Source organism: Streptomyces sp. NBC_00631 (assembly GCF_045206895.1).
Classification (GTDB): Bacteria; Actinomycetota; Actinomycetes; order Streptomycetales; family Streptomycetaceae; genus Streptomyces.
The window spans coordinates 804,571-830,316 of record NZ_CP107734.1; the positions used below are offsets into that span (position 1 = coordinate 804,571).

At 69.0% G+C, this 25,746-nt stretch carries 24 protein-coding genes; 14 read left to right on the forward strand and 10 right to left on the reverse strand.

Going from position 1 to position 25,746, the window contains the following annotated elements:
* Positions 1-95: 95 nt before the first annotated feature.
* Both OHB00_RS03825 and OHB00_RS03830 read right to left on the reverse strand, forming a co-directional pair.
* On the reverse strand, positions 96-308 hold the full coding sequence (locus OHB00_RS03825; protein ID WP_406431202.1) for a ferredoxin: 213 nt from the start codon (positions 306-308) through the stop codon (positions 96-98).
* A gap of 87 nt (positions 309-395) precedes the next feature.
* Positions 396-1,622: a cytochrome P450 gene (locus OHB00_RS03830; RefSeq protein WP_406431204.1), complete on the reverse strand. Its 1,227-nt coding sequence runs from the start codon at positions 1,620-1,622 to the stop codon at positions 396-398.
* Between the two features lie 268 nt (positions 1,623-1,890).
* Here OHB00_RS03830 and OHB00_RS03835 point away from each other — a divergent pair, with 268 nt between their 5' ends.
* Both OHB00_RS03835 and OHB00_RS03840 read left to right on the forward strand, forming a co-directional pair.
* Entirely contained in the window at positions 1,891-2,823 is a 933-nt protein-coding gene (locus OHB00_RS03835; RefSeq protein WP_406431206.1) for a TIGR03619 family F420-dependent LLM class oxidoreductase, read from the forward strand.
* Between the two features lie 146 nt (positions 2,824-2,969).
* Complete coding sequence (locus OHB00_RS03840) at positions 2,970-3,593, forward strand: TetR/AcrR family transcriptional regulator (RefSeq protein ID WP_406431208.1); 624 nt, start codon at positions 2,970-2,972, stop codon at positions 3,591-3,593.
* Positions 3,594-3,744: 151 nt separating this feature from the next.
* Here the strand turns inward: OHB00_RS03840 and OHB00_RS03845 are convergent, their stop codons facing one another.
* Both OHB00_RS03845 and OHB00_RS03850 read right to left on the reverse strand, forming a co-directional pair.
* The gene (locus OHB00_RS03845; RefSeq protein ID WP_406431210.1) at positions 3,745-6,462 is read right to left on the reverse strand and encodes an ATP-binding protein; all 2,718 of its coding nucleotides are present in this window, start codon (positions 6,460-6,462) and stop codon (positions 3,745-3,747) included.
* A 489-nt stretch (positions 6,463-6,951) separates the two neighbouring features.
* Positions 6,952-7,455: an SsgA family sporulation/cell division regulator gene (locus OHB00_RS03850; protein WP_406431212.1), complete on the reverse strand. Its 504-nt coding sequence runs from the start codon at positions 7,453-7,455 to the stop codon at positions 6,952-6,954.
* A 190-nt stretch (positions 7,456-7,645) separates the two neighbouring features.
* On the opposite strand from OHB00_RS03850, the gene OHB00_RS03855 reads away from it, so the two are divergent.
* Both OHB00_RS03855 and OHB00_RS03860 read left to right on the forward strand, forming a co-directional pair.
* Entirely contained in the window at positions 7,646-8,143 is a 498-nt protein-coding gene (locus tag OHB00_RS03855; protein ID WP_406431214.1) for a MarR family winged helix-turn-helix transcriptional regulator, read from the forward strand.
* A 262-nt stretch (positions 8,144-8,405) separates the two neighbouring features.
* Positions 8,406-9,074, forward strand: coding sequence for a nitroreductase (locus tag OHB00_RS03860; protein ID WP_406431216.1), 669 nt, complete (start codon positions 8,406-8,408; stop codon positions 9,072-9,074).
* 37 nt (positions 9,075-9,111) lie between these two features.
* Here OHB00_RS03860 and OHB00_RS03865 read toward each other — a convergent pair whose 3' ends face one another.
* Positions 9,112-10,047, reverse strand: a complete 936-nt coding sequence (locus tag OHB00_RS03865) for a sigma factor-like helix-turn-helix DNA-binding protein (protein ID WP_406431218.1) — start codon at positions 10,045-10,047, stop codon at positions 9,112-9,114.
* A 391-nt stretch (positions 10,048-10,438) separates the two neighbouring features.
* Between OHB00_RS03865 and OHB00_RS03870 the strand changes: the two genes are divergently transcribed.
* Entirely contained in the window at positions 10,439-10,738 is a 300-nt protein-coding gene (locus OHB00_RS03870) for a DUF5133 domain-containing protein (protein WP_406431220.1), read from the forward strand.
* Between the two features lie 58 nt (positions 10,739-10,796).
* Here the strand turns inward: OHB00_RS03870 and OHB00_RS03875 are convergent, their stop codons facing one another.
* Both OHB00_RS03875 and aceE read right to left on the reverse strand, forming a co-directional pair.
* Positions 10,797-11,285: a MarR family winged helix-turn-helix transcriptional regulator gene (locus tag OHB00_RS03875; RefSeq protein ID WP_406431222.1), complete on the reverse strand. Its 489-nt coding sequence runs from the start codon at positions 11,283-11,285 to the stop codon at positions 10,797-10,799.
* A 114-nt stretch (positions 11,286-11,399) separates the two neighbouring features.
* On the reverse strand, positions 11,400-14,102 hold the full coding sequence (gene aceE / locus OHB00_RS03880) for a pyruvate dehydrogenase (acetyl-transferring), homodimeric type (protein ID WP_406431224.1): 2,703 nt from the start codon (positions 14,100-14,102) through the stop codon (positions 11,400-11,402).
* Between the two features lie 301 nt (positions 14,103-14,403).
* On the opposite strand from aceE, the gene OHB00_RS03885 reads away from it, so the two are divergent.
* On the forward strand, positions 14,404-14,877 hold the full coding sequence (locus tag OHB00_RS03885; RefSeq protein WP_406431226.1) for a carboxymuconolactone decarboxylase family protein: 474 nt from the start codon (positions 14,404-14,406) through the stop codon (positions 14,875-14,877).
* A 176-nt stretch (positions 14,878-15,053) separates the two neighbouring features.
* Positions 15,054-15,455, forward strand: coding sequence for a cupin domain-containing protein (locus OHB00_RS03890; RefSeq protein WP_406431228.1), 402 nt, complete (start codon positions 15,054-15,056; stop codon positions 15,453-15,455).
* A 129-nt stretch (positions 15,456-15,584) separates the two neighbouring features.
* On the opposite strand, the gene OHB00_RS03895 is transcribed toward OHB00_RS03890, so the two are convergent.
* Positions 15,585-16,313 (reverse strand): SDR family oxidoreductase, encoded by a 729-nt coding sequence (locus OHB00_RS03895; RefSeq protein WP_406431230.1) that lies wholly within the window; start codon positions 16,311-16,313, stop codon positions 15,585-15,587.
* A gap of 378 nt (positions 16,314-16,691) precedes the next feature.
* On the opposite strand from OHB00_RS03895, the gene OHB00_RS03900 reads away from it, so the two are divergent.
* Positions 16,692-17,189, forward strand: a complete 498-nt coding sequence (locus tag OHB00_RS03900) for an Ohr family peroxiredoxin (protein WP_406431232.1) — start codon at positions 16,692-16,694, stop codon at positions 17,187-17,189.
* A gap of 244 nt (positions 17,190-17,433) precedes the next feature.
* On the opposite strand, the gene OHB00_RS03905 is transcribed toward OHB00_RS03900, so the two are convergent.
* Positions 17,434-17,964 (reverse strand): DUF1003 domain-containing protein, encoded by a 531-nt coding sequence (locus OHB00_RS03905; protein ID WP_406431234.1) that lies wholly within the window; start codon positions 17,962-17,964, stop codon positions 17,434-17,436.
* A 322-nt stretch (positions 17,965-18,286) separates the two neighbouring features.
* On the opposite strand from OHB00_RS03905, the gene OHB00_RS03910 reads away from it, so the two are divergent.
* The 4 genes from OHB00_RS03910 to OHB00_RS03925 all read left to right on the forward strand — a co-directional run bounded on the left by OHB00_RS03910 (position 18,287) and on the right by OHB00_RS03925 (position 22,720).
* On the forward strand, positions 18,287-20,017 hold the full coding sequence (locus OHB00_RS03910; RefSeq protein ID WP_406431236.1) for an L-aspartate oxidase: 1,731 nt from the start codon (positions 18,287-18,289) through the stop codon (positions 20,015-20,017).
* A 77-nt stretch (positions 20,018-20,094) separates the two neighbouring features.
* A complete protein-coding gene (locus tag OHB00_RS03915) occupies positions 20,095-20,841 on the forward strand; it encodes an SDR family oxidoreductase (RefSeq protein ID WP_406431238.1) in 747 nt (248 codons plus the stop codon).
* A gap of 103 nt (positions 20,842-20,944) precedes the next feature.
* Complete coding sequence (locus OHB00_RS03920) at positions 20,945-21,541, forward strand: YceI family protein (protein WP_406431240.1); 597 nt, start codon at positions 20,945-20,947, stop codon at positions 21,539-21,541.
* A gap of 303 nt (positions 21,542-21,844) precedes the next feature.
* Positions 21,845-22,720, forward strand: a complete 876-nt coding sequence (locus tag OHB00_RS03925; protein ID WP_406431242.1) for an alpha/beta fold hydrolase — start codon at positions 21,845-21,847, stop codon at positions 22,718-22,720.
* Positions 22,721-23,079: 359 nt separating this feature from the next.
* Here the strand turns inward: OHB00_RS03925 and OHB00_RS03930 are convergent, their stop codons facing one another.
* Positions 23,080-23,685, reverse strand: coding sequence for a TetR/AcrR family transcriptional regulator (locus OHB00_RS03930; protein ID WP_406431244.1), 606 nt, complete (start codon positions 23,683-23,685; stop codon positions 23,080-23,082).
* Between the two features lie 149 nt (positions 23,686-23,834).
* On the opposite strand from OHB00_RS03930, the gene OHB00_RS03935 reads away from it, so the two are divergent.
* Together OHB00_RS03935 and OHB00_RS03940 are read left to right on the forward strand one after the other, a co-directional pair.
* A complete protein-coding gene (locus tag OHB00_RS03935) occupies positions 23,835-25,019 on the forward strand; it encodes an ABC transporter permease (protein ID WP_406431246.1) in 1,185 nt (394 codons plus the stop codon).
* 231 nt (positions 25,020-25,250) lie between these two features.
* Complete coding sequence (locus OHB00_RS03940) at positions 25,251-25,616, forward strand: winged helix-turn-helix transcriptional regulator (RefSeq protein WP_406431248.1); 366 nt, start codon at positions 25,251-25,253, stop codon at positions 25,614-25,616.
* The last annotated feature ends 130 nt before the right edge of the window (positions 25,617-25,746 follow it).

The window sequence follows — 25,746 nt, forward strand, 5'->3', positions numbered from 1 at the left end:
CGGACACGAAGACGCGTGTGTGGGGCGTCCGGCTGGTGCCGGACACCCCACACACGCGATCGGCCGGTCCCGAGGGGCCGCGATCCGCCGGGTGTTCAGGCCGACGTGCGCTGCATCTGCTCGATGGTGATCACCCCGTTGGGGCAGATGTCGGCAGCCTCCCGGACCGACGGCTGCAGGGCCTCGGGCGGGTCGCTGTCGATGACGACGACCAGTCCGTCCTCCTCGTTCTGGTCGAAGACTTCCGGGGCGGTCCGGACGCAGCTTCCGGCACCGCAGCATTTGGTGCGGTCAACGTGAACGCGCATGGTGCTCCCAAGGTCGGTCCGACCGCTCGCAGGGTCCGGTCGGGAGGTGGTTGCCGGGACAGGGGTGCCCGGACGGCTGAGCGCCCGTCACCAGGCGACGGGCAGGGCACCGATCCCGTAGACCGTGGTGCTCTGACGCAGCGGGATGTCTTCGAAGGAGCAGTCGAGCCGCAGCTTCGGCAGCCGCCGCAGCAGGGTGCCCAGGGCTATCTGCAGCTCCACCCGGGCCAGCGGCTGGCCGAGGCACTGGTGGGGACCGAAGCCGAAGGCGACATGACGGCGCGCGTTGCGCCCGACGTCGAGCGTATGGCCGTCGGGGAAGGCACGCTCGTCCCGGTTGGCGGTGTTGATCATGCACAGCACACCGTCGCCGGCCTTGATGACCCGGCCGCCGATCTCGATGTCCGACGCGGCGACCCGGGGGATCCCGTTGTGAACGATCGTCAGGTACCGGAGCAGTTCCTCGACTCCGCCCGTGATCAGCGACGGGTCGTCGCGCAGCCGGGCGAGCTGGTCGGGGTTGCGGAGCAGGGCGAGGGTCGACAGCGCGATCATGTTCGCCGTGGTCTCGTGGCCCGCGATCACCAGGAGCCGGGCCGTGCTGGCGATCTCGTCGTACTCCAGATCGCCGCGGGCGACCAGGCGGCTGATGATGCTGTCGTCCGGCTTCTCCTTCTTGGCCCTCGCGATGTCCTCCATGTAGCGCAGCAGGTCGTGCTGGGAGGCACGGACCTCCTCGGCGGTCGCCGTGATGCTGAAGAGCGTGGTGCTGCGCTCCTCGAAGAAGGAGTGGTCCTCGTACGGGACGCCCAGCATCAGGCAGATCACGGTCGAGGGCAGCGGCAGCGCGAAATCGGCGACCAGGTCCGCCGAGGAGCGGCCGTCGGTCATCCGGTCGAGCAGCTCGTCCGTGTGGCGCTGGATGTCCGGGCGCATCGCCTCGGCGCTCTTGACCATGAAGTCGGAGGTGAGCATGCGGCGCAGCCGGGCGTGCTCCGGGTTGTCCTGCCTGAACATGGTCGGCTTCATGCTGCGCACCAGCTCGCGAACGCCGGCGACGAGGAACGGAAAGCCGGGGTTGAGGGCATCGGCACTGATCCGCGAGTCCTGGAGCAGCTCGCGCACGTACTGGTGTCCGGTGATCAGCCAGGGCGAACTGCCGTCCCACAACCTGACCCGCGTGATCTCCTCCGTGCGCTGCAGGTCGGCGAGGCCGGGTGGCGGGTCGAACGGGCACCCCGAGGCCTTGGGCAAGGGGAAGTCGATGGCGGCGGGCTGCTCCGCGTTGCCGGTGGTCGGTTCGGCGGTTGTCATTCGGCTGGTCCTTCCATGGAGCGGGACGCGGCACTGCCGTGACCGACGATGCGGGCAGCGCCGATTCATGACGGGACGGCATGGAGGCGACGGCTCACGCACCTCTGGGCCGGCAGGTCGTCGTCGCGTCCGGCGCGGGTGCGGACAAGGTCACTCAGTCACAGCCACCGACCGTAGCTCAACCACTTTACAAGCTACAAGAGGTTCCCCAGAATTAAGCGGTTCCCTATGATGCCGGTGACTGCACCCCCGCGAGAAGGAGTCTCGTATGGCGATCAAGCTGGGCCTCGGTCTTCCGCAGCTCAGTCAGTACGACATCAGTCGCGATGTCGCCGCGGTCGCACGATCCGCGGAGGAAATCGGCTATGAGGGCCTCTGGGTGTTCGAGGTCACCATGTACCCCACCCCCATGACCCAGGGCTATCACGGGGTCCCGGGACAGCCCTGGCCCGAGTGCTTCCGCAGCTGTGCCGACCCGCTGGTCACGCTGGCGCTCGCGGCCGCCGCCACGGAGCGGCCCAGGCTGGGCACCAGCGTGCTGGTGGCCGCCCTGCACGCCCCGTTCCAACTGGCCCGTTCGCTCGCGGCCCTGGACGTCGCCAGCCGTGGCCGGCTGGTCGCCGGTCTGGGTACGGGGTGGTCGACGGACCAGTGTGCCGCGGCCTCGATCGCGCCGTTCGAGAAGCGGGGCGCGGCACTGGACGAGCTGCTGGACGTCTGCGCGGCCGTGTGGGGTCCCGATCCCGTCTCCCACCAGGGCGAGCTGTGCACCATCGCGCCGTCCGCGGTGAATCCCAAGCCGGCCCATCCCATCCCGGTCTTCATGCCGGCGCTCAGCGCCCGCTCGAAGCGGCGCCTGGTGGACCGCGCGGACGGCTGGATGCCGGTGGCCCACGGTCCGCGGGAGCTCGCGGACGAGGCGAAGAAGATCGAGGACCTGGCCGTCGAGCGCGGCCGGGAACGGCCGTTGGAGGTCTGTCTGCGGGCCATCGCGGCCTATACGCCCAAGCCGATCGAGAGCAAGGACCGCATGCCCTTCTACGGCAACGCGGCGCAGATGGCCGAGGACGCGGCGGCGCACGTCGAGGCGCACGGCATCGACGAGCTCCTCCTCGACCTCCAGATCACCCCGCGGAACGCGCAGGAGCTGATCGACATCGCCGCCGAGGTCCACGACGCACTGCGGGCCGTCGGCATCTGACCGGGCAGGTCGCGTGCGGATCGTGCGGGTCTCGTGCGGTCCGGCACGCGGCCCGCACAGGCCGCGCGAGCGGACCGCTGTCGCGTCGTCAGCGGTCCGCTCCCAGAGAGGAACCGGCCCCTTCCCCCTCCCGCTGGAGACGCCCGATGGCCACCCCGCCCTGGAAGCTCCCGCCCGCGCAGGCGGCCTCCGGCCGTCGGCGCGGCGCCGTGCTGGAACGCGCCATCCTCGACGCCGCCCTGGAGGAACTCGGCGCCGTCGGCTGGAACGGCCTCACGATGGAGGGGGTCGCGGCCCGAGCCCGGACCGGCAAGTCCGCGGTCTACCGCCGCTGGCCGTCCAAGGAGGAACTCGTCACGGACGCGCTCCGGGCGGGGCTGCCGCGCTTCACCGCCGCCCGCGATCTGGGCAGTGTCCGGGACGAGCTGCTGGCCTTCTGCGGGTGGGCGCGCGAGGCACTCCGCTCCCGCTTCGGTCTCGCCTTGCGCTCGGTCCTGCACGAATGCGATCCCCTGCACGGAGGGCGCGTCCACGACGTGGTCCTGGACGTCGTCGTGAAGCCGACGGCCGAGCTCCTGGGCGCCATCGTCGAACGGGGCGTCGAGCGCGGCGAGGTGCCCTCCGCCGCCGCGAACTCCTTTGTCCGGGACGCCATTCCGGCCATGGTGATGTACCGCCTCAGGGTACGAGAGAGCACCTGGGACGCCCCGGAGATCAGGGAGATGATCGACCGTCTGATGATGCCGCTGCTGCGCGCGGACTCGCCTTGACCCTTCACATGCCCCGGGACCCGCCGGCCATCGATCACCGCCACCGTGGCTTCGGGCCACTGCCACGGACTCCCGAAGCCACTTGGGAGCCGGCCTCCGCGCTCGCCGTCCTCCAGGCCCTGCTGTCGCCGCGATGCCCGCCTCGAAACCGTCAGAGGCCGGACGTCGGCTGTTCGGCGGGGAGTGCGGCCAGTGCGGCGGCGAGTCTGCCCCGGCCGGTGATGCCAAGGCGTGGATAGATGCGGTACAGATGCGCTCCGACGGTGCGGTGCGAGATGAACAGGCGCTGGCCGATCTCCCGGTTGCTCAGCCCCTGGGACGCCAGCACGGCTATCTGCATTTCCTGGGCAGACAGCTGTTCCCCGGTGTTGGCGTGCCGGCGACCGCCCGACTCGCCGGTGGCACGCAGCTGCTCACGGGCCATCTCGGCCCAGGGCTGCGCGCCGACCCGGTCGAACTCGGCGCGAGCGAGCCGAAGCGGGTGCCGGGCATCCACGTTGCGGCGTTGGCGACGCAACCAGCGGCCGTGGTGCAGATGCAGCCGGGCACGCGACAGCGTCCAGTCGGCCGGCAGTGCGGCAAGGGCCGCGCCGTACCGCTCCTCCGCCGTGTCGTCCGAAGCCAGCACCGCGTCGGTGTAGGCGTGCGCCACGACCATCATTTCCGAGGGCAGCCGGCGCGTCAGCTCCGGCAGCTCGGCCAGTAGTTCCCGGGCCTGCTGCACGGTGCCCGCGGCGAACGCGGCGTCCGCCAGGTCCGGTGCGAGCAGCCAGCGGCTCACCGAGTGGTAGTGCGGATCAACCGGATCGAAGGCGCGCGCCAGTACGTCGTACGCCTCCTTTGCGCGGCCGTCGAAGAGCGCGAGCAGCCCGTCGGTCTGCTGCGCCATCACGGTGACGAACGGCATGCCCGGGAACAGGCTGTGCGCGCGTAGTTCGCCGGTCGTCCGCGCCGCTTGCTCGGTTTCTCCGCGCAGCGCCGCCACCAGGGCGGCCGTTGCCTTCAGCCCCAGCCAGACGATCCACTCCCCGGTCTCCTCGGCCAGGGCCAGCCCCTCGGCGGACTCCTCGCGAGCTCGCTCAAGCTGACCGAGGTACACCTGTGGCCAGCTGGCGGCCAGCGAACGGGCGAGCAGCCCGAGTCGGCCCTGCGAGCGCCATGCCGCGGTCGCGAGTGCGAGGTACTGGACGGCGCGGCTGAGGTCGCCTGTGACCATTGCACCGCTGCCGAGGAAATGCAGGATCCGGCCGTCCTGATGGTCTGCGCTGATTCCGCCGAGCCGCGCGATCACGTCGGCCCCGTGCCGGTACGGCTCGGTGTACGCCCGCACCGCCAGCACATGTGGGGCGTTCGGATCAGGGTTCCAGCGATCCAGCTCCGCTGCGGCCTGGGCACGCACCTGCGCGTCGCCGTCCTGGAAGAAGCACCGCGCGCTCGCTCGCCACAACAGGTTCTCCGCGACGTCTCCGGCTCCCGCGTCGAAGGCTCCGGCCGCCGCGGTGACCATGTCCTGGATCCGTCGCTGCGGCTCGCCCGGTTCGAAAGCAGAACTGTCCGACACCACCATCAGACGAGCCCGGTCCACCCGGCCCAGCACGCTCGTGTCCATGCGGTCCAGCAGCATCTGGACGCTGATGCGGTGGTTGATCTCGCTGGACAACTCGGCGGCCCGGACCAGGATGCCGTTCCGGCGCCGCGCGTCGAGGACAAGGTCGGCCGCCTGACGCAGCGCCGGCACGGCAGCCGCCGCCTTCCCCCGGGCCTGCGAGGCATCGGCGAAACACTCAAGCCGGGCGGCCAGCTCCTCGTCCGGGCCGATCGTGGCCGCCGCCTCGTGGGCGAGTCGGCGCTCGGGGGTGTCATCCATCGCCGCTGCGAGGGCACGGTGAGTGGCCAGCCGGTCGGCGAGCGTAGCGTGGGTGTAGATCGCCGTGCGCATCAGCGGATGGCGGAACTCGGCGGTGAAACCGACCAGGGTGACCAGATCCGCGTCCACCGCCTCCTGCACCGCGTCGACGGAGACCGCCGAGCCGGACAGGCGGCTCGCCAGGTCCAGCAGAAGGTTCAGGGGCGCGGCCGGCTCGGCGGCGAGGACCAGGAGCAACGTGCGGCACTCCCGGCTCACGGAGTCGGTACGCGCGGAGAACGCGTCCTCCAGCCGCTGGGTCAGCGGCAGGTCGTCCAGCTGCGCGGTCCCGCCCTGCGCAGCCTTGGGCAGCTCCACCAGGGCCAGCGGATTGCCTGCGGCACGCTCCAGGACGAGCGCCCGCAACGGCGGTGGCAGGTCGGGCGCGCCGACATCGAGCAGTTCGGCGGCGGCCGGTCCGCTGAGCGGTTCCAGGGGGAGATCGAGAAGTACGTACGACTCGGAGTACTGGATCCGGGCGGCACCGATCACCTGTATGGCGAGGTCGTTGGTACGCCGGGCAACGAACTTGAGCACGTCCCTGCTTGAGGAGTCGATCCATTGCAGGTCGTCCACCAGCAGCAGGAGCGGCTGTCGGCAGGCCTCGTCGGCGAGCAGTTCGAGCACGGCCAGTCCGACCCGGTATATCTCGGGCTCGGTGTCGCTGGCGCTGAACGCACCGCTCAGCGCCAACCGGTGCGGTTCGGACAGGTCTTTCACGCCGCGGGCGACCGGTTGCAGCAGCATCTGCAGCGCGGCGAACGGCAGCCACTGCTCAGGCTCCACCCCGGAGGTGCGCAGCACCTTGAAGCCGCTTTCGACGGCCTCGGCCCCGACCGTGCGCAGCAGAGCCGACTTGCCGACACCGGCGGCGCCGTGGATCAGCAGTGCGCTGCCGTGCCCGGCCGCAGCGTCCGCGAGCAGCTCCCGCAGGGTGCGCAGTTCCTTGTCCCGCCCGATCACACGCGTGCGGATCCCGCCTTCTGCGGGGTTCCCGACAGCCCCGTCCCGACACATACGCCCGCGGTGCTTCCGTCGACCGTGGTGACAGGACGCTCAGGCAGGGCCCGTCGTCCACTCATCGGCACGGCAAGCAGGGGGCACGGCACGTGAAGCTTCTCTCCGCCAAGGGGATTGTTCCGCGCACCATGCTACTCGTCAGGTGCGGCCCTCTTCTCGGCGAGGCTGAACCATCAGTCGAACGACTCTCTGGCGACGCGGCGAACGGCGCGTCTCAGCCGATTCCGGGTGGACCGCGACTTCGCCGAGCGCGATCCCGGCGCAGCGAAGAAGGGGCGGATGCGCACAGACGGTCGGTGACGGGCGGAGGCCTGGTGCTCGCCGGCCGAGCAGCCACTCCGCCGGACCGGATCAGGTGAAGTCGGCCCGGCTCCCCCCTGCCGACGCCCGGGATTCCGCCGTCTGACATTGCGTTGCCCGCTCTCGAAGGCGTCATGTCTCATCCGGCAGCTGACCGGCGAGACTTTCGAGACCCACAAAGCTGCTCTCCTCCCCGAGGGGCACGACCTCGAACGTGCATGTAAGGAATTCGTCGATCACTACTGCCGATGCGGCCACCACAAACGTTTCCCAGCCCGACCGGAACGACATGTACACCAACCCATGACCACGGATTTCGTCGGGCCAGATCTGGACATCACCGAAACCACAGAGCCGCCGCCGGCCGGAGGCCAGGAGTTCGCGGCCGAATTCCCACTCGATGACCTGATCACTGCCCGCGTTGAACGCCATGAACACTGAATACGGTTCTGCGCTGTGGTAGCGGAGATCTGTCATGACCGGCAGAGGCGTCTCCTCTTCGAGAAGAGCCACGACCGTTCGACATGTCACCGGCTCGGGCTCGATGTCCCACCTCTCGTGGCCGTCCGACCGACGTCTGCCGTCTTTGTGAGCACACTCCGGCTCGTCATCGGTGTCGAAGATCTTGCCGCTCATGATTCGTCCTTCCCCTCGGGCCACCACGAGCCTGGGGCAGGCCGAGACGCAATGCATCAGTCAAGTGACTACGGGGGCGCGGTCAGGCCGGATGACGACTCCGGAGCGGCGCATCCGTCGAGTTCCGACCGGCAGGAGACCAGCTCAAGTGAAACCGTATCGAATGCGCCTATGGCTGTAATGTGACCTCGTGACCACCCACGTTCCCCACAGAGCCACCCCCTCGGCCGCCTCACGCGCCACCGACCGCCCCGGGGACGCCTCGCCTTTCGCCCTCGCGCTGTTGTTGCGGCGGGCGCACTGGCGGGTGGCCGGGGTGATGACGGAGGCGTTGCGCCCGTTGGGTATCGAGCTGCGGCATTTCGCGGTGCTGCTGGTGCTGGTCGACCGGGGGCCGACGGTGCAGCGGGATCTGGGTCCGGCGACGGGGTCGGACAAGGCGGGAGTCATGAGGGTGGTGGACGACCTGGAGCGGATGGGACTGGCCGTGCGCAAGCCGGTTCCGGGGGACCGGCGGGTGCGGGCGGTGGAGATCACGCCTCGGGGTGTCGAGGTTTTCGATGCGGCGCATGTGGCGGCGGAGCCGCTGGCCGAGCGTCTGGTTGCCGGTCTGGGGGCCGGTGAGCGCGAGCAGTTGACGGGTCTGCTGACCCGGTTCGCGCATCCCGCGGAGGAGCGCGAGGCGTGAGCACACCCGCACAGCGGCGGTGGCACCCCAGAACGCCCACGACAACCGCACGGTAGACCTGCCACGGCATACCGGCGTCGACACCCGCAGCCTCCTGCGCCACCCGCCGACGCGCCCGCGGGCGTCAGGTCCCCACACCGCCGAATCGGCCGGCGTCCGCAGTACAGGTCATGACACCTCTCTCGTCCGAGATGGTATTGACTGATACTGTTGCGAGTGAGACGATTGCGGATGTGCCAGACAGAGAGGGGTACAGGCGATCATGAACGTCTACGAGGCTGTCGCGAGTCGGCGAGCCGTGCGGGGATTCACCGACCAGCAGGTTCCGCGGGAGGTGCTGGAGCGTGTGCTGTCCTCCGCGGCCTGGGCACCATCCGCGTCGAACCTCCAGCCGTGGCACGTCTACGTGCTGACCGGCCGACCGCTGGCGGAGCTCAAGAAGCGTGCCGGCGAACGCATATGCGCAGGCGATCCCTGGGACGAGCCGGAGTACGAGCAGTACCCCGCGGTACTCAAGAGCCCCTACCAGGAGCGGCGATCCGCCTTCGGTGAGCAGCGCTACGGCGCACTCGGCATTGCGCGCGAGGACCTGGAGGCGCGGCAGAGGGCCGCCGCCGCGAACTGGGACTGCTTCGGGGCACCCGCCGCCCTGTTCTGCTACATCGACCGCCGCATGGGCCGGCCCCAGTGGTCGGACGTGGGCATGTACCTGCAGTCCGTCATGCTGCTGCTCCGCGCCGAAGGGCTGCACAGTTGCACGCAGATGGCCTGGGCGAAGTATCACAAGACCGTCGCGGAGGTCCTGTCACCCCCGGATGAACTCCTCCTCTTCTGCGGCATGTCGATCGGGCACGAGGACGTCACGGCAAGCCAACCCCGCATCGGCCGGGCGCCGCTTGAGGAGACAGTGACGTTCGTCGACGGCTGCTGACCCCGTGGAAGGGTCGAGGAGCTGCGCCGAGAAGCCGTCACGACCAGCCGTCGCCCTGCTGTGAGGGGCCGTGCGAGCCGGGGTCGCGGACGGTGGGGGGCTGGTTCCACGACCGTAGCTTGTCGGGATTGAGGACGACCCACGCCTGTGCGACACGGTGTTCAGCGATGTCGAGGCTGATGACCGCGGCGACCTGGCGGTCGTAACGGGCGATGAGGCCGGTACGCCCGTTGACCGAGTGAGTGGTCAGGGTGGTGCGGGGGTGGCGGGCCAGGAGTGTCAGCAGGCTATGGGCGACCTGCCGGCTGCCGTGCACCGGCCTGCTCAGTGCGCGGACCTTGCCGCCGCCGTCGAAGAACGCCGTGACGTCCGGGCACAGCAGCGACTCAAGCAGTTCGGCATCCTCGTTCTCGCAGGCCTGACGGACGGTGCGGGCGAGGAGGTCGTGCTCCTCCGGAGAGGTGGAGTGCGAGCGCTGCATCCGAAGACTGTGGCGGGCGCGGTCGGCGAGCTCGGCGCACTCGGACTCCGGGCGTCCCACGATGTCGGCCACCGTGTCGGAGGCCATCCCGAAGACGTCATTGAGCACGAACGCCGCCCGCTCGACCGGCGACAGAGAGTCCAGCGCGTTCAGCAGGACCCGGCTGACCTCCTCCGCCAGGCCCGCCTGAGCTCCCTCGGCGTCTCCCGTCCTGGTGTGGTGCTCCGCCGTCCGGTCCCTCCAGCTGGTCGCGCCACGGCGAGGGTGGGCCAGCAGGCCCAGACAGATCCCGCCCGCCGTCTTCGCCAGCCAGTAGCGGGGAGCAGCGATCCGGCCACGCTCCGCGTCGGACAGCCCGTACCACTGGCGGTAGGTCTCACCGACCACGTTCTCCGCCTCGCGGGAGTCGCCCAGCATCCAGTAGGTGACGTCCAGCAGGTGCCGCCGCTCATCGAGCAACTCCGCGACCGGCACCGCGTCAGCATCGTCCATCGGGCTCCGTCCCCCTCACCAGGCACAGCGCAACATGCGGCCGGCAGGGCGCCGACTTGCAACCCTGCACCCGGCAGAGGGACGCCAGCGGTGCATGTCCGCTTCCTCGCACACGACCCGCCTCCTTCGTCCCTCGGCTCAGTCCTTTGACCGGGCATGCACGCGTCGTGTGACATCAGCCGTCCCATATGGCCACGCGTAGCAGGGATCTACCGCTCCGGCGCACGCTCCTGCCCCGCTGGAGCCAGTCCCGTCACACAAGTTGCGGGCATCCGGTCTTCACTCACGGCAGCGGCGTGGCCCGCGAAGGCAACCGAGCGCCATTGCCGCCCCCCGTGATGTGGGCATGAGGTGCGGGTGTGATTCGAACGTCGAAAGAGAGGGCCTGGCTGTGCTCGTTGTTCCGGATCCGAAGGTCGTCAGAAGGCTGCTGACCCGGTACGCGTGCCTGCGGATCGCGCTCGCCGAAAGCGAGGGGCGGGGAAGCGCACGCGAGCTTGAGGACGTGAGTTACACGCTGTGCGTCACGATGGGCACCCGGAACGTGCACGAGGCAATAGCGGCCGCGGACACGCTACTCGTGGCCCGGGCCGGCCGGGGCGGTGTCCAGGAGCCGGACGGCGAGGAGGGTTTGCCGACAGTCCCGTCCGACTGCTCGGCGCCCGGTGGCTTCCCCTTCGTCACTCCATAGACCCACCGTGCGGTTGTCGTGGGCGTTCTGGGGTGCCGCCGCCGCTGTGCGGGTGTGCTCACGCCTCGCGGTCCTCCGCGGGATGCGCGAACCGGGTCAGCAGACCCGTCAACTGCTCGCGCTCACCGGCCCCCAGACCGGCAACCAGACGCTCGGCCAGCGGCTCCGCCGCCACATGCGCCGCATCGAAAACCTCGACACCCCGAGGCGTGATCTCCACCGCCCGCACCCGCCGGTCCCCCGGAACCGGCTTGCGCACGGCCAGCCCCATCCGCTCCAGGTCGTCCACCACCCTCATGACTCCCGCCTTGTCCGACCCCGTCGCCGGACCCAGATCCCGCTGCACCGTCGGCCCCCGGTCGACCAGCACCAGCAGCACCGCGAAATGCCGCAGCTCGATACCCAACGGGCGCAACGCCTCCGTCATCACCCCGGCCACCCGCCAGTGCGCCCGCCGCAACAACAGGCCGAGGGCGAAAGGCGAGGCGTCCCCGGGGCGGTCAGTCGCACGCGAGGCGGCCGGGGGGTGAGGAGTGTCGGCTGTCACAGCTCCACGCTACCAATGCCGAACGCTCGTGAAGCAGAGCCGTTGGCGACGGTGACCCGGCAGCCATCCGCCGACCTGCTGCAGCCGGCGTGCGGCCGTGCTCTCGGTCACTGCTCAGCCAAGGGCAGGGCGACCCGCGCGGCCGTAGCGATAACGAGCCTCGGTAACCGTTTCCGGGGCGATCGCGTCCGACCGCGCCAACCGGTCCAGGGCGGCGATGACGATCGACTCGGCGTCGACGTGGAAGTAGCGGCGTACGGCATCACGGGTGTCCGACAGCCCGAAGCCGTCCGTTCCCAGCGACGTGTAGTCCTGCTCGACCCACTGGCTGATCTGGTCGGGCACCTGCCGCATCCAGTCGCTGACCGCCAGCACGGGCCCCGGGGTGCCCGACAGCGCGGCCGTCACGTACGGAACGCGCTCCTCGCCCCGCAGCCGCGCACTGTCGGCGCTGAGGGCATCGCGGCGCAGCTCCGTCCAGGAGGTCACCGACCACACGTCAGCCTGGACTCCCCACTGGGAATCCAGCAGTTCCTGGGCCTCCAGCACCCAGTGGATGGCTGTGCCGGAAGCCAGCAGCTGGATCCGCGGTCCCGCCTCGCGCGGCTCCGCCTGCCGGAACCGGTACATGCCCCGCAGGATCCCCTCCTCGACCCCCGGCCCGGTGGGCATGGCCGGCTGCCGCTTGGGCTCGTTGTAGACCGTCAGGTAGTAGAAGACGTCCTCGGGCCGGGCACCGTACATCCGTCGCAGCCCCTCCCTGACGATCACCGCGATCTCGTACGCGAAGGCGGGGTCGTAGCTCACGGCGGCCGGATTCGCGGATGCCAGCAGGTGGGAATGCCCGTCGGCGTGCTGCAGTCCCTCGCCGGTCATGGTCGTACGACCGGCCGTCGCCCCGATGACGAACCCGCGCCCCATCTGGTCCGCCAGGGCCCAGAACTGGTCGCCGGTCCGCTGGAAGCCGAACATGGCGTAGAACATGTAGAACGGGATCATGGGCTCGCCGTGCGTGGCGTAGGAGGTCGCCGCGGCGGTGAACTCGGCCATGGAGCCGGCTTCGGTGATGCCCTCGTCGATGAGCTGGCCGTTCTTGGCTTCGCGGTAGGAGAGCAGCTGATCCGCGTCGACCGGTTCGTAGGTCTGGCCCTGCGGCGAGTAGATCCCGGCTGTCGGGAACAGGGATTCCATGCCGAACGTGCGGGCCTCGTCGGGGATGATCGGCACCCAGCGCCGCCCCGTCTCCTCGACGCGCATCAGGTCCTTGACCAGGCGGACGAGGGCCATGGTGGTGGCCACCTCCTGTTTGCCGAAGCCCTTCGTCAGAGCCTCGAAGGGGGTGGCCGGGGGCTGCCGCATGGGCTTGGCCACCACCTTGCGTACCGGGGCCGGACCTCCCAGAGCCGTCCGCCGGTCGCGCAGGTACCGCACCTCTTCCGACTTCTCACCGGGGTGCCAGTACGGCACCAGATCGCCGCTCAACGCGCTGTCAGGAATGGGGAGTTCAAGCATGTCCCGCATGTCACGGAACTGCGCCATGGTCAGCTTCTTCATCTGATGATTGGCGTTGCGGGACTCGAAGCCCGCGCCCAGCGTGTGTCCCTTCACCGTCTGGGCGAGGATGACGGTCGGTGCTCCATGGTGCTCGACCGCGGCTCGGTAGGCGGCGTACACCTTGAGCGGTTCGTGTCCGCCGCGCGAGTTCTGGAACAGGTCGGTGAGCTGGGCGTCACTCAGCCGTGCGGCGATGCCGGAGAGCGCGTCGCCGGTGAAGAAGTGCCCGCGTAGGTAGGCGGCGTCCCGCGCGGCGTACGTCTGCAGCTGGGCGTCGGGCACCTCGCCGAGGCGGTGGACGAGGGCCCCGGTGGTGTCCTGTCGCAGCACGGCGTCCCAGGCCTCGCCCCAGAGGGACTTCACCACGTTCCAGCCCGCTCCGCGGAACCGGCCCTCAAGTTCCTGAACGATCTTGGAATTCGCCCGTACGGGGCCGTCCAGGCGCTGGAGGTTGCAGTTGATGACAAAGGTGAGGTTGTCGAGTCCCTCACGGGCGGCGAGCGCCAGCGCGGCGGTCGCCTCGGGCTCGTCCATCTCCCCGTCCCCGAGGAACGCCCAGACACGGCACCCGGAGGTGTCCTTGACACCGCGCGCGTGCAGGTAGCGATTGAACCGGGCCTGGTAGATGGCGGCGAGCGGACCGAGGCCCATGGAGACGGTCGGGAACTCCCACAGCCACGGCAGGCGGCGGGGGTGCGGGTAGGACGGCAGCCCGTGTCCGCCGGCCTCGCGTCGGAAACCGTCCAACTGCTGCTCGTCGAGGCGGCCTTCCAGGAACACCCGGGCGTAGATGCCGGGTGAGGCATGTCCCTGCACGTACAGCTGATCGCCCGAGCCGTCTGCGTCCTTGCCCATGAAGAAGTGGTGGAACCCGACCTCGTAGAGCCATGCCGCCGAAGCGTAGGTGGCTATGTGGCCGCCGAGCCCCAGGCGGGAGCCGCGTGTCACCATCGCTGCCGCGTTCCAGCGGTTCACCGCGGTGATCCTGGACTCCATGGCGACGTCACCGGGAAAGGCGGGCTGTGCGGACGCCGGGATCGTGTTGATGTAGTCCGAGGACAGGAGCCCTGGCAGCGCGATCCCGGCCTTGGCCGCGTACTCGTGCACACGGCGCAGCAGGTACACCGCCCGATCCGGCCCTGCGGTCCGTACGACGGCGTCGAGTGATGCCTGCCATTCGGCGGTCTCCTCGGTGTCCCGGTCGGGCAGCTGGTCGAGCTCGCTCGTGTCGGTGTACTGGGTGGGCCGGGACGGATCACTCATGGCGGCCTTTCTGTCACAGCGCGGGTGGGGAAGAGACCGGCTGCCGCCGCGGAGAGGAAGTCAGCCGTGCACGACACCTAGGACCGCACCAGGGCCGTTTCTGTGACCGTCTCCCCCACCAGACCGACGTGTCCGCCACCACACGGGAACGCGCTCCGCGCCCGCGCACAGCGCGCGGGAAGGCCCGATCCGGCACGGTGACGACATGGCCTGAGACCTACGTCACATCAGGTTTTGGTGTCACACCTGGCCGGGCTGTCCGGTCAGTAGTGCGTACCAGCAATTCCGCCCAGGAGGACCCATGGACGCACGTCTCAACTACTACGGCAATCCCGTCGCGGGGAAGGTGCTCAAGCACCTCTTCTCGGCCAGCAAGGCGCTGTCGGACTCGACGCTGCCGGCCACCGTTCAGTATCTGGTGGAGATCCGCGCCAGCCAGATCAACGGCTGCGGCTTCTGCACCGACATGCACACCAAGGAGGCCACCCACGCCGGGGAGACCGCGGTGCGGCTCAACCTGATCGCCGCCTGGCGGGAGGCGACGGTCTTCACCGAGGCCGAGCGCGCCGCACTGGAGCTGGCCGAGCAGGGCACCCGCGTCGCGGACGCGGCCGGTGGCGTCAGCGACGAGGCCTGGGCGAACGCCGCCAAGCACTTCGACGAGGACCAACTCGCGGCGCTGACCACCCTCATCGCCATCATCAACGCCTACAACCGCATCAACATCATCACCCAGCAGCCGGCCGGCAGCTACAAGGTCGGCATGTTCGGCTGAGCCAAGCTCTTCGGGGTACCGGCGTACCGAAGCCGCCGCTCAAAGCAGGAGGCTCGTGTCACACATGCCGGCCGCGCTCTGTCTTCGCTGTAGAACAAGTTGTTGCGAGCCCGGAATCGCCGACGCGAAATCGTCTTTTCCGGGCCGACCCACGGAGGTGTAGCACAATGCACGAAATGCACTCAGAGGACGGTTTCGGACCCAGGATGCTGGCGGACGTCAAGCCGCCTTTCATTCCCGAGGGCGCTTCGGGCATGACCGTTCTCGTCGAGTGGGCTCCCGGCGACCCCGGGACTCCTCCGCACCGCCACTCGGGGCCGTGCTTCGGCTACGTCCTCGAAGGAGCGGTCCGCTGGGAGCTTGAGGGCGAACCGGAGCACGTGATCAAGGCCGGTGAGACGTTCTGGGAGCCGGGCGGCGAGGTGATCCACTACCAGAACGGCAACGCCTCGTCGGACACGCCGGCCAAGTACATCGTGTTCATGATGTGCGCGCCGAACCAGCCGATGCTCACGCTGGTCGACGACGAGGAACTGGAGAAGCGGGCCCACCTGCGCGCCCCGCGCCCCACTGACTGAGCTCCCGCCTGCACACAGGCCGGTTTCCGACGGAGCGCCGGCAGCCGAGTGACCCCTCCCCTGCGCACCGCCATGGATCTCGCCATGGCGGTGCCGCCGTTTGCACGGCGAAGCCCGGCTGCGCTCCGGTCAGGAAAGCCAGTCGGTGTAGCGGGTGGGGGCGAGGTGGGCGTTCTTGTCGGTGAGGACGTCGCCCTTGACCACGGCGAACATACCGGCGGTGGGGTCGGTGACGACGGTACGGGGGTCGCCCTTGTGGGACAGAGTGATCCGGCCCAGTTCGTCCAGGGGGAAGACATCGGGGCCGGCGATGTTGCGGATCCCGTTGAGCGGGGCGCCGGCGGCGACCTCCGCCACCGCGGCCGCCACGTCCTTGGAGGCGATGGGCTGAATGGGCGTGGCGGGAAGCCGGACGCTGTCCGCGTCGGCGGTCCAGGACAGAACCGCATCCATGAATTCCATGAACTGCGTGGCCCGGACGATCGAATAGGGGATCGGCCCGTCCGCGAGGATCTTCTCCTGGAGCGCCTTGGCACGGTAGTAGTCCAGCTCGGGCACCTGGTCCGTGCCGACGATCGAGAGGATGACGAAGTGGCGGACGCCGCCCTTGTCGGCCGCAGCCAGAAGGTTGTCCATCGAGGTCTGGAAGAAGGCGAGGGAGGCGTCGTCAAAGGTCGGGGAGTTCGTCAGGTTGATGACGACGTCGGCTCCCGCGACCGCCTCGTCCAGCCCCTGACCGCTGATGATGTCGACTCCTGTGGACTGTGAGTGCGGTACCGCCTCGTGCCCGGCGGCGTTCAGGTCCTTGACGACCTGCGACCCGATCAGTCCCGTACCGCCGATGACCGCGAACTTCATGACATGTCCTTCCACCGATAGCGCGCCCGAAGTGTGACATAAGCCACTATATGGGCGCAGTGCGGATTCGGCCCGGACACGTGCCGCCCGCGCGGATTACCGGTGGGCCGCCTACCGCCGGGTGTCACAACGGCGGGGACGTGTCGGTCAACTGACTGTCCGCATCTGGAAACCCTCCATAAGCGAAGGTGCACCAAATATGGCATTCGACATTGTCAGTCCGACGGGTTCTGCCCATGGCCGCCCGACATCCTGCATCGCGCGGCGGCTCGGCACAGAGAGGCCGCGTGGCGTACAGAGCCCGGCGGACGGGAACTTTCCCGCGCCGATTCCGGCTCAGCGCCCGGCGGTGCACTGCAACGCTGACGGAGTCACGCCGTGACCGAGTCGACCCGGTTGCCCGACCTCTCCACCGACAAGGACTTCGAAGGAGAGGCCTTCACCCCGATCTACACCACCACCGTGACGGTGAGCGGGGGGACGGCAAGGCACGGGCGAGCCTCGGGAAGGGCTCGCTCGGGCGACGGAGTCCTGGATCTCAACCTGCGCATGCCCGCGGAACTGGGAGGAGACGGCCAGGGGACGAATCCGGAGCAGTTGTTCGCCGCCGGCATTGCCGCCTGTTTCCACGGGGCACTGAGCCTGGTCGCCCGGCAGTCCGCACTCGACCCCGCAGCGATCTCGGTGGAAGCGACCGTGGCTTTTGGACGGGACCCGGAAGACGGCGGCTATGTGCTGCACGTCGACCTTGAGGTCAAGTGGCCGGACATCGACCTTGCCGTCGCCGCCCCGCTCGTGGAGAAGGCCGATTCACTGTGCCCCTACACGAAGATGGCCCTGCGCGGAACACCGACCAGCATCAGGCTGGCCTCATAGCCGACGGTGTCCGGCCGCCTGTGCCGCCGTCTGTCGTCCCTGGCCGTCGTGTGCCTCATGCCGGCACACGACGGCCAGGGACAGAGAAGACCGGCCCGCCCGCCGCCGGTCGTCCGGGAGCGGGGCCTTCCGCGACCGGGACGGCCGAACGCGCCGCGGACCGGTCACGCTCTTCGCGGGTCTCGGCCGCGCCCGCCGGCACAAGCCGGTCCGAGCCCCGCCGGTGCCGGCCGTTGCAGCCGGGTCACAGCGTGTCCGGGGCCACGGGCGGAACGCCGGAGCCCGGTTCCATCGCGCTCCGGCTCTGCTGGATGATCTCCTGGACGTGAAGCTCGATCTCCTGCGGATTCAGGCCGAGCGCCTTGCCTATGTGCACCGCCCAGACCTCGGCACGAACGTTGGTCTCGAAATCCAGATCGGCCCTGACGTTCTCCCGCGCGGCCTGCCGGTTCTGGCTCACCATGACGAAGGTGGACAGGAAGATCGCCTCAAGGCTCACGATCATGGTGAGCAGCCCGAACGGGTAGGGGTCGAAGACTGCCGCGGAGCCGAACAGCCTGAGGTTGAGGGCGATCCACACCGCGAACCAGAAGGCATGCACGTACACGAAACCCATCGTGCCCGCGAAGGCGGTGATCGCGTCCGCGAACCGGTCCTGCGACGTGCGCATCCGGGCGAACACCAGCCCCTCGTGGCGCGAACGGAAGTCGAGGCCTTGAGTACCGCCGGAAGCGGCCCCCGACCGGGAGGCCCGGCCTCCGGAGTGAGCGGTCATTCGCACTTACTGCCCCATTCCCTCGCCGAGGACGCCATCGCCACCAGCCGCCCATGGCCTCGGCACGACCAGAGGGCAGGCAGAGCACCTCGTTCGCCTCGGAGTGTCTCAAATCGCCGATCAGGCGGTGATCCCCGTCGGGGACGCACGGCACGCGCTCCTGCCCCGGGCACGCCTGGGAGTAACGACCGGAGGTATGACCGTGCAGCCCACGAGGTTGTGACGGCCGACGCCTGGCCCGAGAGCGTTCACGAGAGGTGTCACAGGTTCCGGGACACCCCGGTCCTACTGAGTGACTGTCCCTCGGCGAGCGGAGTTGATCGTGACTATCACCGAACAACGTATTTCCACCACAGTGCTGGTGATCGGAACCGGAGGTGCTGGGCTGCGAGCGGCGATCGAACTGGCCGAGGCCGGTGTCGACGTCCTCGCGGTCGGCAAGCGCCCCAAGGAGGACGCGCACACGGCGCTCGCCGCCGGAGGAATCAACGCTGCCCTCGGCACCATGGATCCCGAGGACAGCTGGCAGCAGCACGCCGCCGACACGCTCAAGGAGAGCTATCTGCTCGCCGATCCCCGCACGGTGGAGATCGTCACCCAGGGCGCCGCTCGGGGCATCGGCGACCTGGAACGCTACGGCATGGCCTTCGCCCGTGAGAAGGACGGACGGATCTCCCAGCGCTTCTTCGGCGCTCACACGTTCCGACGGACCGCGTTCGCCGGCGACTACACGGGTCTGGAGATCCAGCGCACGCTCATCCGGCGCGCGGACCAGCTGAACATTCCGGTGCTCGACGGTGTCTACATCACCCGGCTGCTGGTCCACGACGGCGCCGTCTTCGGTGCCTACGGCTTCGATCTCACGCATGGGACGCGGTACCTGATCCACGCCGACTCCGTGATTCTCGCCGCGGGCGGTCACACCCGCATCTGGCGGCGGACGTCCTCCCGGCGCGACGAGAACACAGGCGACTCGTTCCGTCTGGCGGTGGAGGCCGGCGCCCGGCTGCGCGACCCCGAACTGGTGCAGTTCCATCCTTCCGGGATCATCGAGCCCGAGAACGCGGCCGGCACCCTCGTCAGCGAGGCCGCGCGCGGTGAGGGCGGCATCCTGCGCAACGCGCTCGGCGAACGGTTCATGAACCGCTACGACCCCGCGCGCATGGAGTTGTCGACCCGCGACCGCGTGGCGCTCGCCTCCTACACGGAGATCAAGGAGGGGCGTGGCACGCCCAAGGGCGGGGTGTGGCTCGACGTCTCCCATCTGCCACGGCAGACGATCATGACGCGGCTCCCCCGCGTCTATCAGACCCTGCTGGATCTGCAGATGCTGGACATCACCCGCGATCCGATCGAGATCGCGCCCACCGCGCACTACTCGATGGGTGGAGTGTGGGTGCGCCCCGAGGACCACAGCACCGACGTGCGCGGCCTGTACGCCATCGGTGAGGCGTCGAGCGGCCTGCACGGTGCCAATCGCCTCGGCGGGAACAGTCTCATCGAACTGCTGGTCTTCGGCCGCATCACGGGCCAGGCGGCCGCCGCCTACTCGCAGTCCCTGACCGCCCAGCCACGGTCGGCGTCGGCTGTCGCACAGGCCCGCGCGGAGATCGACGACCTGCTGGTGGCCGACGGACCGGAGAACGTCCGCGCCCTGCAGCGCGCCATCCGCAACACCATGACCGAGCACGCCGGAGTCGTACGCGACGAACAAGGCCTGCGCGCCGGGCTCTCCGAGCTCACGGCGATCGAGAAGCGGATGGAGGACGTCGGCGTGCACCCGGACATCGCCGGCTTCCAGGATCTCGCGCACGCCTTTGACCTCAGGTCCGCGGCGCTGTCGGCCCGGGCCACCCTCGAAGCAGCACTGGAGCGCCGCGAGACCCGCGGCTGCCACAACCGCAGCGACTATCCCCATATCGACCCCGCTCAGCAGGTCAACCTCGTGTGGTCGCCCACGACCGGTATCACTCGCGAGAGCATTCCTGCCATATCCGACGAGATCTCCTCCCTGATGGCAGAGGTCTCGACCGACGGAAAGCTCGCCGAATAACGCCACTGTCACAAATTGTTCCGCTGTCCGGTCTCTCCTAGTGCAGACCGAATGAATACCTATGAAAGGACACCGCGATGAAGGTCGTAGTGATCGGTGGCACCGGGCTCATCGGCTCGAAGCTGGTGGGCAAGCTCGGCGAGTACGGGCACGAGGCGGTCGCGGCCTCGCCCAACACCGGCGTCAACACACTGACCGGCGAAGGGCTGTCCGAGGCCCTGCAGGGCGCGTCGGTCGTGATCGACGTGTCCAACTCCCCCTCGTGGGTCGACGAAGACGTCATGAACTTCTTCCGCACGTCGACCACCAACCTTCTGCGAGCCGAGGCGGACGCGGGTGTGACGCACCACGTCGCGTTGTCCGTGGTCGGTACCGACCGCCTTCAGGAGAGCGGCTACTTCCGTGCCAAGCAGGCGCAGGAAGAGCTGATCAAGGCCTCGGACATCCCGTACTCCATCGTCCACGCCACGCAGTTCTTCGAGTTCGTGAACGGGATCGCGGACATCTCGACCGAGGGCGACACCGTGCGCCTGGCCCCGGTCAAGTTCCAGCCCGTCTACTCCGACGACGTGGCCGCGGCCGTCGGCCGCACCGCGGTCGGCGCCCCGGTCAACGGCGTGGTGGAGGTCGCCGGCCCGGACGTGTTCCAGCTCGACGAACTCATCCGTCAGGTACTCGCCGACAAGGACGACACCCGCACGGTCGTCACGGACCCGAGCGCGCCGTACTCCGGTGCCGAGCTGAGGGAGACCACGCTCATGCCGGGTCCTGACGCCCATTTCGCCGGGACCAGGTTCACCGACTGGCTCGGGCAGCAGCGGTAAGTCCTGCGAGTGGCCCCTGGCGGCAGTCAGGGGCCGGTCCGGACGCGGATTCGCCGCAGAATGCGCCCCTGCTGAGATCCAGGCACGAAGGAACCGGCTCGTCATGTTCAACCGCGTGCGAACCAGCCTCTTTCGCACCGCCCCCTTCGCAGGGCTGACCGGCGTCTACGCCATCACCCCGGTCCACAGCACCATCGGCTTTTCCGTGCGGTACGGCATGGTCACGAACGTGTGCGGAAAATTCACCGCCTTCGAGGGGATTCTCAAGCTTGACGGAGAATGCCCCACCCGGTCCCGGGCCTACCTCAGTGTCCAGACCTGCAGTGTTGCCACGGGTTATCCGGAACGGGACGTGCATGTCACCGGCCCGGATTTCCTCGATGCCGCGACGTTCCCTCTCATGAGCTTCCGCTCGTGCGGAATCCGCCATGCCGGTCAGGACCACTTCCGCATGGCGGGACACCTCCTGATCAAGGACATCGAACTGCCCGTCCACGTGGACCTCGGGTTCCGCACGGCGAGCCGGGACGCCCAGCAGCAGAACCGTGTCGCTTTCACGGGCACAGCCACGTTGCGGCGTTCCGACTGGGGACTCGACGGCAACAGGGCCCTGGCCACGGGCGGAGTTCTGATCAGCGACAAGGTGGAGCTGGCTCTTGACATCCGTGCCGTGCGGCTGGGCCAGGGACATGACGCGTAGACCGCGAGACGCCTGCCGGCGAGCCCACCAGAGGACACCGCAGCAGTAGGCCGGCTCGTGGCGCCGCAAGGTGAAGCCTCGCGGATCCTCCGCAGAGCACGAGGCCGCCCGAGTCGAACGCCCTCACCCTCCGCCGCCGTGCGCACCACGTCGGTCCGCGGCCGCGCCCTGTTTCCCGCAAGCCCGGGACATCTCCTTCCCAGGGTCTGGATGGGTTGCGACAGCGCAGTGTCGCGACCCATGCCGTTCCGGTTCTCTCCGAGAACGGCAGACATTCAACCTACGCCTTTGAAAGAACCTGCCATGAACCGTCGTTCTCTCTACCGACTCACCCGCGCTTCGCTCACCGCCCTGGCCACGGCGAGCGTCGGAGCCGCTCTCCTCTTCACCACGGTCGGACCGGCGAGTGCGTCGAACTCGCCGTCCTCGGCCGCCTCCCCCGACCGGTCCGCCACTGCGAGCAAGCCGACTGTGGTACTGGTGCACGGCGCCTGGGCCGACGGATCGAGCTGGAACGGCGTCATCACCCGGCTGCGGAGCCGGGGATACCGCGTCGTCGCCCCGCCGAACCCGCTGCGCGGTGTGAGCAGCGACGCGGCTTACCTGGCCGACTACCTCAAGACGGTCAAGGGCCCGATCGTCCTGGTCGGCCACTCGTACGGCGGCATGGTCATCACGAACGCCGCACTCGGCAACACCGAGGTCAAGGCGCTCGTGTACATCGACGCCTTCATCCCCGCGAAGGGACAGTCCGCGGGGGAGATCGCCGGTTCCGAGCCCGGTTCGGGAGTGATCGTGCAGGATCCGGCGACGGTGTTCGACCTCGTCCCCTTCCCGGGCGCATCGGCCGGGGACGCGGACCTCTACCTGAAGCCGCAGGTCGTGCGCTCCTCGTTCGCGCAGGACCTGTCCGCCGCACAGCAGAACCAGATCATCGCGACCCAGCGCCCGCTGGCGGCTTCCGCGGTCACCCAGCCGTCGGGTGAGCCGGCGTGGAAGACGATCCCGTCATGGGCTCTGATCGGGCGCCAGGACAAGATCATTCCGGCGGCGGCGCAGGAGGCGACGGCGAAGGTCGCACACACCAAGGTCCAGGAGATCGACTCCTCGCACCTCTCTCCGGTCTCCCGTCCCGGCGCCGTGGCCGACCTCATCACCACTGCGGCCCACGCCGGCTGAGCCGGACGACTGTGCGATCTTGACGGCTGTGACCTGAGGGAAGGCGGCCGCCACAGCGGCCACCGACTTCGCACGGGAGGCAGCGGCCCTCAATGCGAAGACCGCCGAGACCCACGCCCTCCTGATCGAGAACCCGGTCAACGACCGCACAAGCGCCGAAACCATCTGGAACATGCTCGGCAAGGGACCCGTTCCGAGACGCGCCGCCCTCGACGACACTGCCGAGGGCGGCTTCCCCATGAGCCGGACGAGACCGAAGGCGAGAACGACCAGCAGGCCGTCATCGCCGGCATGCCGTAGGCATGCCACGGACATCCCGGCTGCGACCAGCGGCGCAGCCCCGTGAGGGACGAGAGCGCTCAGCGCTCACCGGCCGGCCCCGGCCACAACGCCCGCACCGCGTCAGGCACCTCGGCCACAACTGCCGGGTCGAGCAGAGCCACTTGCAGGATGTAGCCGGGGAGGACGGAGAGCATCGTCGAAGCGATCCCCTCGGCCGTCGCGCTCGTGGGCAGACCGCCCTGCTCCTGGTGGTCACGGACCAAGGTCACGAGATTGGCGCGTATGCGGCCCATGAGGTGGTCGAGCTTGCGCGCCAGCGAGCGGTTGCGCATGGCCTCTCCCCAGACCAGAACGGCGAGGCCGGCCACGTCCTCCTCGGCGGACTTGGCCCGGATCACGTCGAGCAGTTCCGCCATGACCGCCCCCATCGACTGGCCCTGCCGGTTCGTGGCGACGGCGAGCGTGATGTCGAGGACATCGCTCATGTTCTCCTCGGCGATCGCGAGGATCATCTCGTCCTTGCTGGTGAAGTGGCGATACACCGCCCCCGCGGACAGCCCCGACTCCGCGAACAGGTCCTGCATGGACGTGGAGTGGAACCCGTCCCTGAGGAAACAACGGCGCGCCGCGTCCAGGATCTGCTTGCGGCGGGCGTCCATGTGCTGCTGGGTGACCTTGGGCATGAGGCCAGTTTAGCAAAGAAAACGAACATTCGTGTTGACGTTTGCCGACGCGGCGGTCCACACTGGAGACTCAAGGAAAACGATCATTCTTTTTTGTGAGAGAGCAGACTGTGAGGAACCCCTTGTCAGGACAACGGGCATGGCGCGAAGTGGCCATTGCCGCCGTGGGGCTGCCCATAGCGATCACTCTGGCCGTGATGGCGTTCGCCTGGCCGGCGGGGCGGATCTCGCCCCGCGACGTCCCGGTCGGGATCGTGGGCACAGGCCCGGCCAGTCAGCGAGCGGTGGAGGGACTGACCCATCAGAAACCCGGCGCCTTCGACTTCCGCCTCTATCCCGACCAGCAGACCGCGCGGTCGGCGATCAAGAACAGGGATGTCTACGGCGCCTTCGCCGTCTCCGGCGACAGCATCACGGTGCTGAAAGCCACCGCCGCGAGCCCCTCCGTGGCACAGCTTCTGACCGATGTCGGACAGCAGTTGGCCGACAAGGCCACCCAGCAGATGGCCGCCCGGCAGAAGGCTGCCGAGCAGAAGGCCGGCGAGCAGAAGGCCGGCGGTGCACATTCCACGGCGAAGACCCACAAACAGGCAGCCGCCGGGGCTGAGCCCTCGGTGCAGATCCTCGTGAAGGGGGTCGACGTGGTGCCCGTCGCCACCGCGGATCCCCGGGGTGTGGTGTTCAGCTCATCGGTCTTCCCGCTCACGATCTGCGGCATCCTGATCGGCGCGTTCGTCACGATGGCTCGCGGCCTGGCGCGCCCGCGGCACCGGGTGCTGACACTTCTCGTCGCGTGCGCCGTGGCGGCCTTCGGCGTCTATCTCGTGGCTCAGGGCTTCCTCGGGGCGCTGCCCCACAACCACGTGGCCACCTGGGCGATCCTGTCGCTCGACCTGCTTTCCGTCAGCGCCACCGCCGCCGGTCTGATCCGGCTCCTCGGGCCGGCGGGCCTCGGGCTCAGCGCCGCGCTCATGGTCTTCGTCGGAAACGCCTTCTCCGGTGCCACCTCCGCTCCGGAGATGCTTCCGAAGGGGGCGGACCACGTCGGCCAGTGGCTGCCCCCGGGCGCCGGAGCCAGTCTGCTTCGCGACATCACGTACTTCGACGGTGCCGCCGACGCCGGCCACCTTGCCGTCCTCGCCCTGTGGAGCGTCTGCGGACTCACAGCGGTCATGTTCGGCCACTGGGTCATCAGGGAAGGCCGCGGCACGAAGACCGGTGCGCCGGCTTCCGGGGAGTTGCTCCCGGCTCTGCCGGGGTCCGGCACCACTGTGACGGTTCGACGCCACGCACACGCCCACGCCCACGCCCGTCGTGATGACGGCGACGGCTGATGCCGGACACTTCATGCACACCATCAGGCCTTGGCCGCCCGGGACTTCGGCCTGGTGCCCAAGACGAATGAGGCGCTGACCCGCGCCACCCCCCAGGGGCGCGGCCCGGCATGCCGACGGGCCGGCCCCCGGCACAACCCCGCCCCGACCCCGATCACACTAACGATCACCGAGTACTGCGCGAGGTGTTGACCCGCGATGGCTCGCGCCGTACCGGAACGGACACAGACCATGGCTACCCCACAAAACCCTCAGCCGGCACACCGGACCGAACATCCGCAGTCGACCGACACCTCCCCGGCCATCACTCGGGCCTTCGACCTGCTCAGCAAAGGCTGGAACGGCCTGATCCTCATGGCTCTGGCCAAAGGCCCGGCCGACGTCACGCAGATTCGCGAGCGCGTCCCCGGCATCAGCAACCGCATGCTCGCCCAGCGGCTCCAGGAACTCACCGCGATCGATCTGGTCACCCAGGACGCCCGGCCCGGGCCGTCATCGCGCACCCGTTACGTGCTCTCTCCGCACGGCAACGCCTTCCTCATCCCCCTGGCCGTCCTGTTCTTGTGGGCGGAGGACCACCTTCCAGCAAGCGGCTGACCGGCATCCGGTCAACCGGCCACGCCGGGCCGATGACGCCGAGGGGCCGCTCTCGACCGCCGCAGGGCGAGTGACGAGTACGGCGTGACCTCACTGCCGCCTACGGGATCCGACCGAGCAGGCGGGCGGC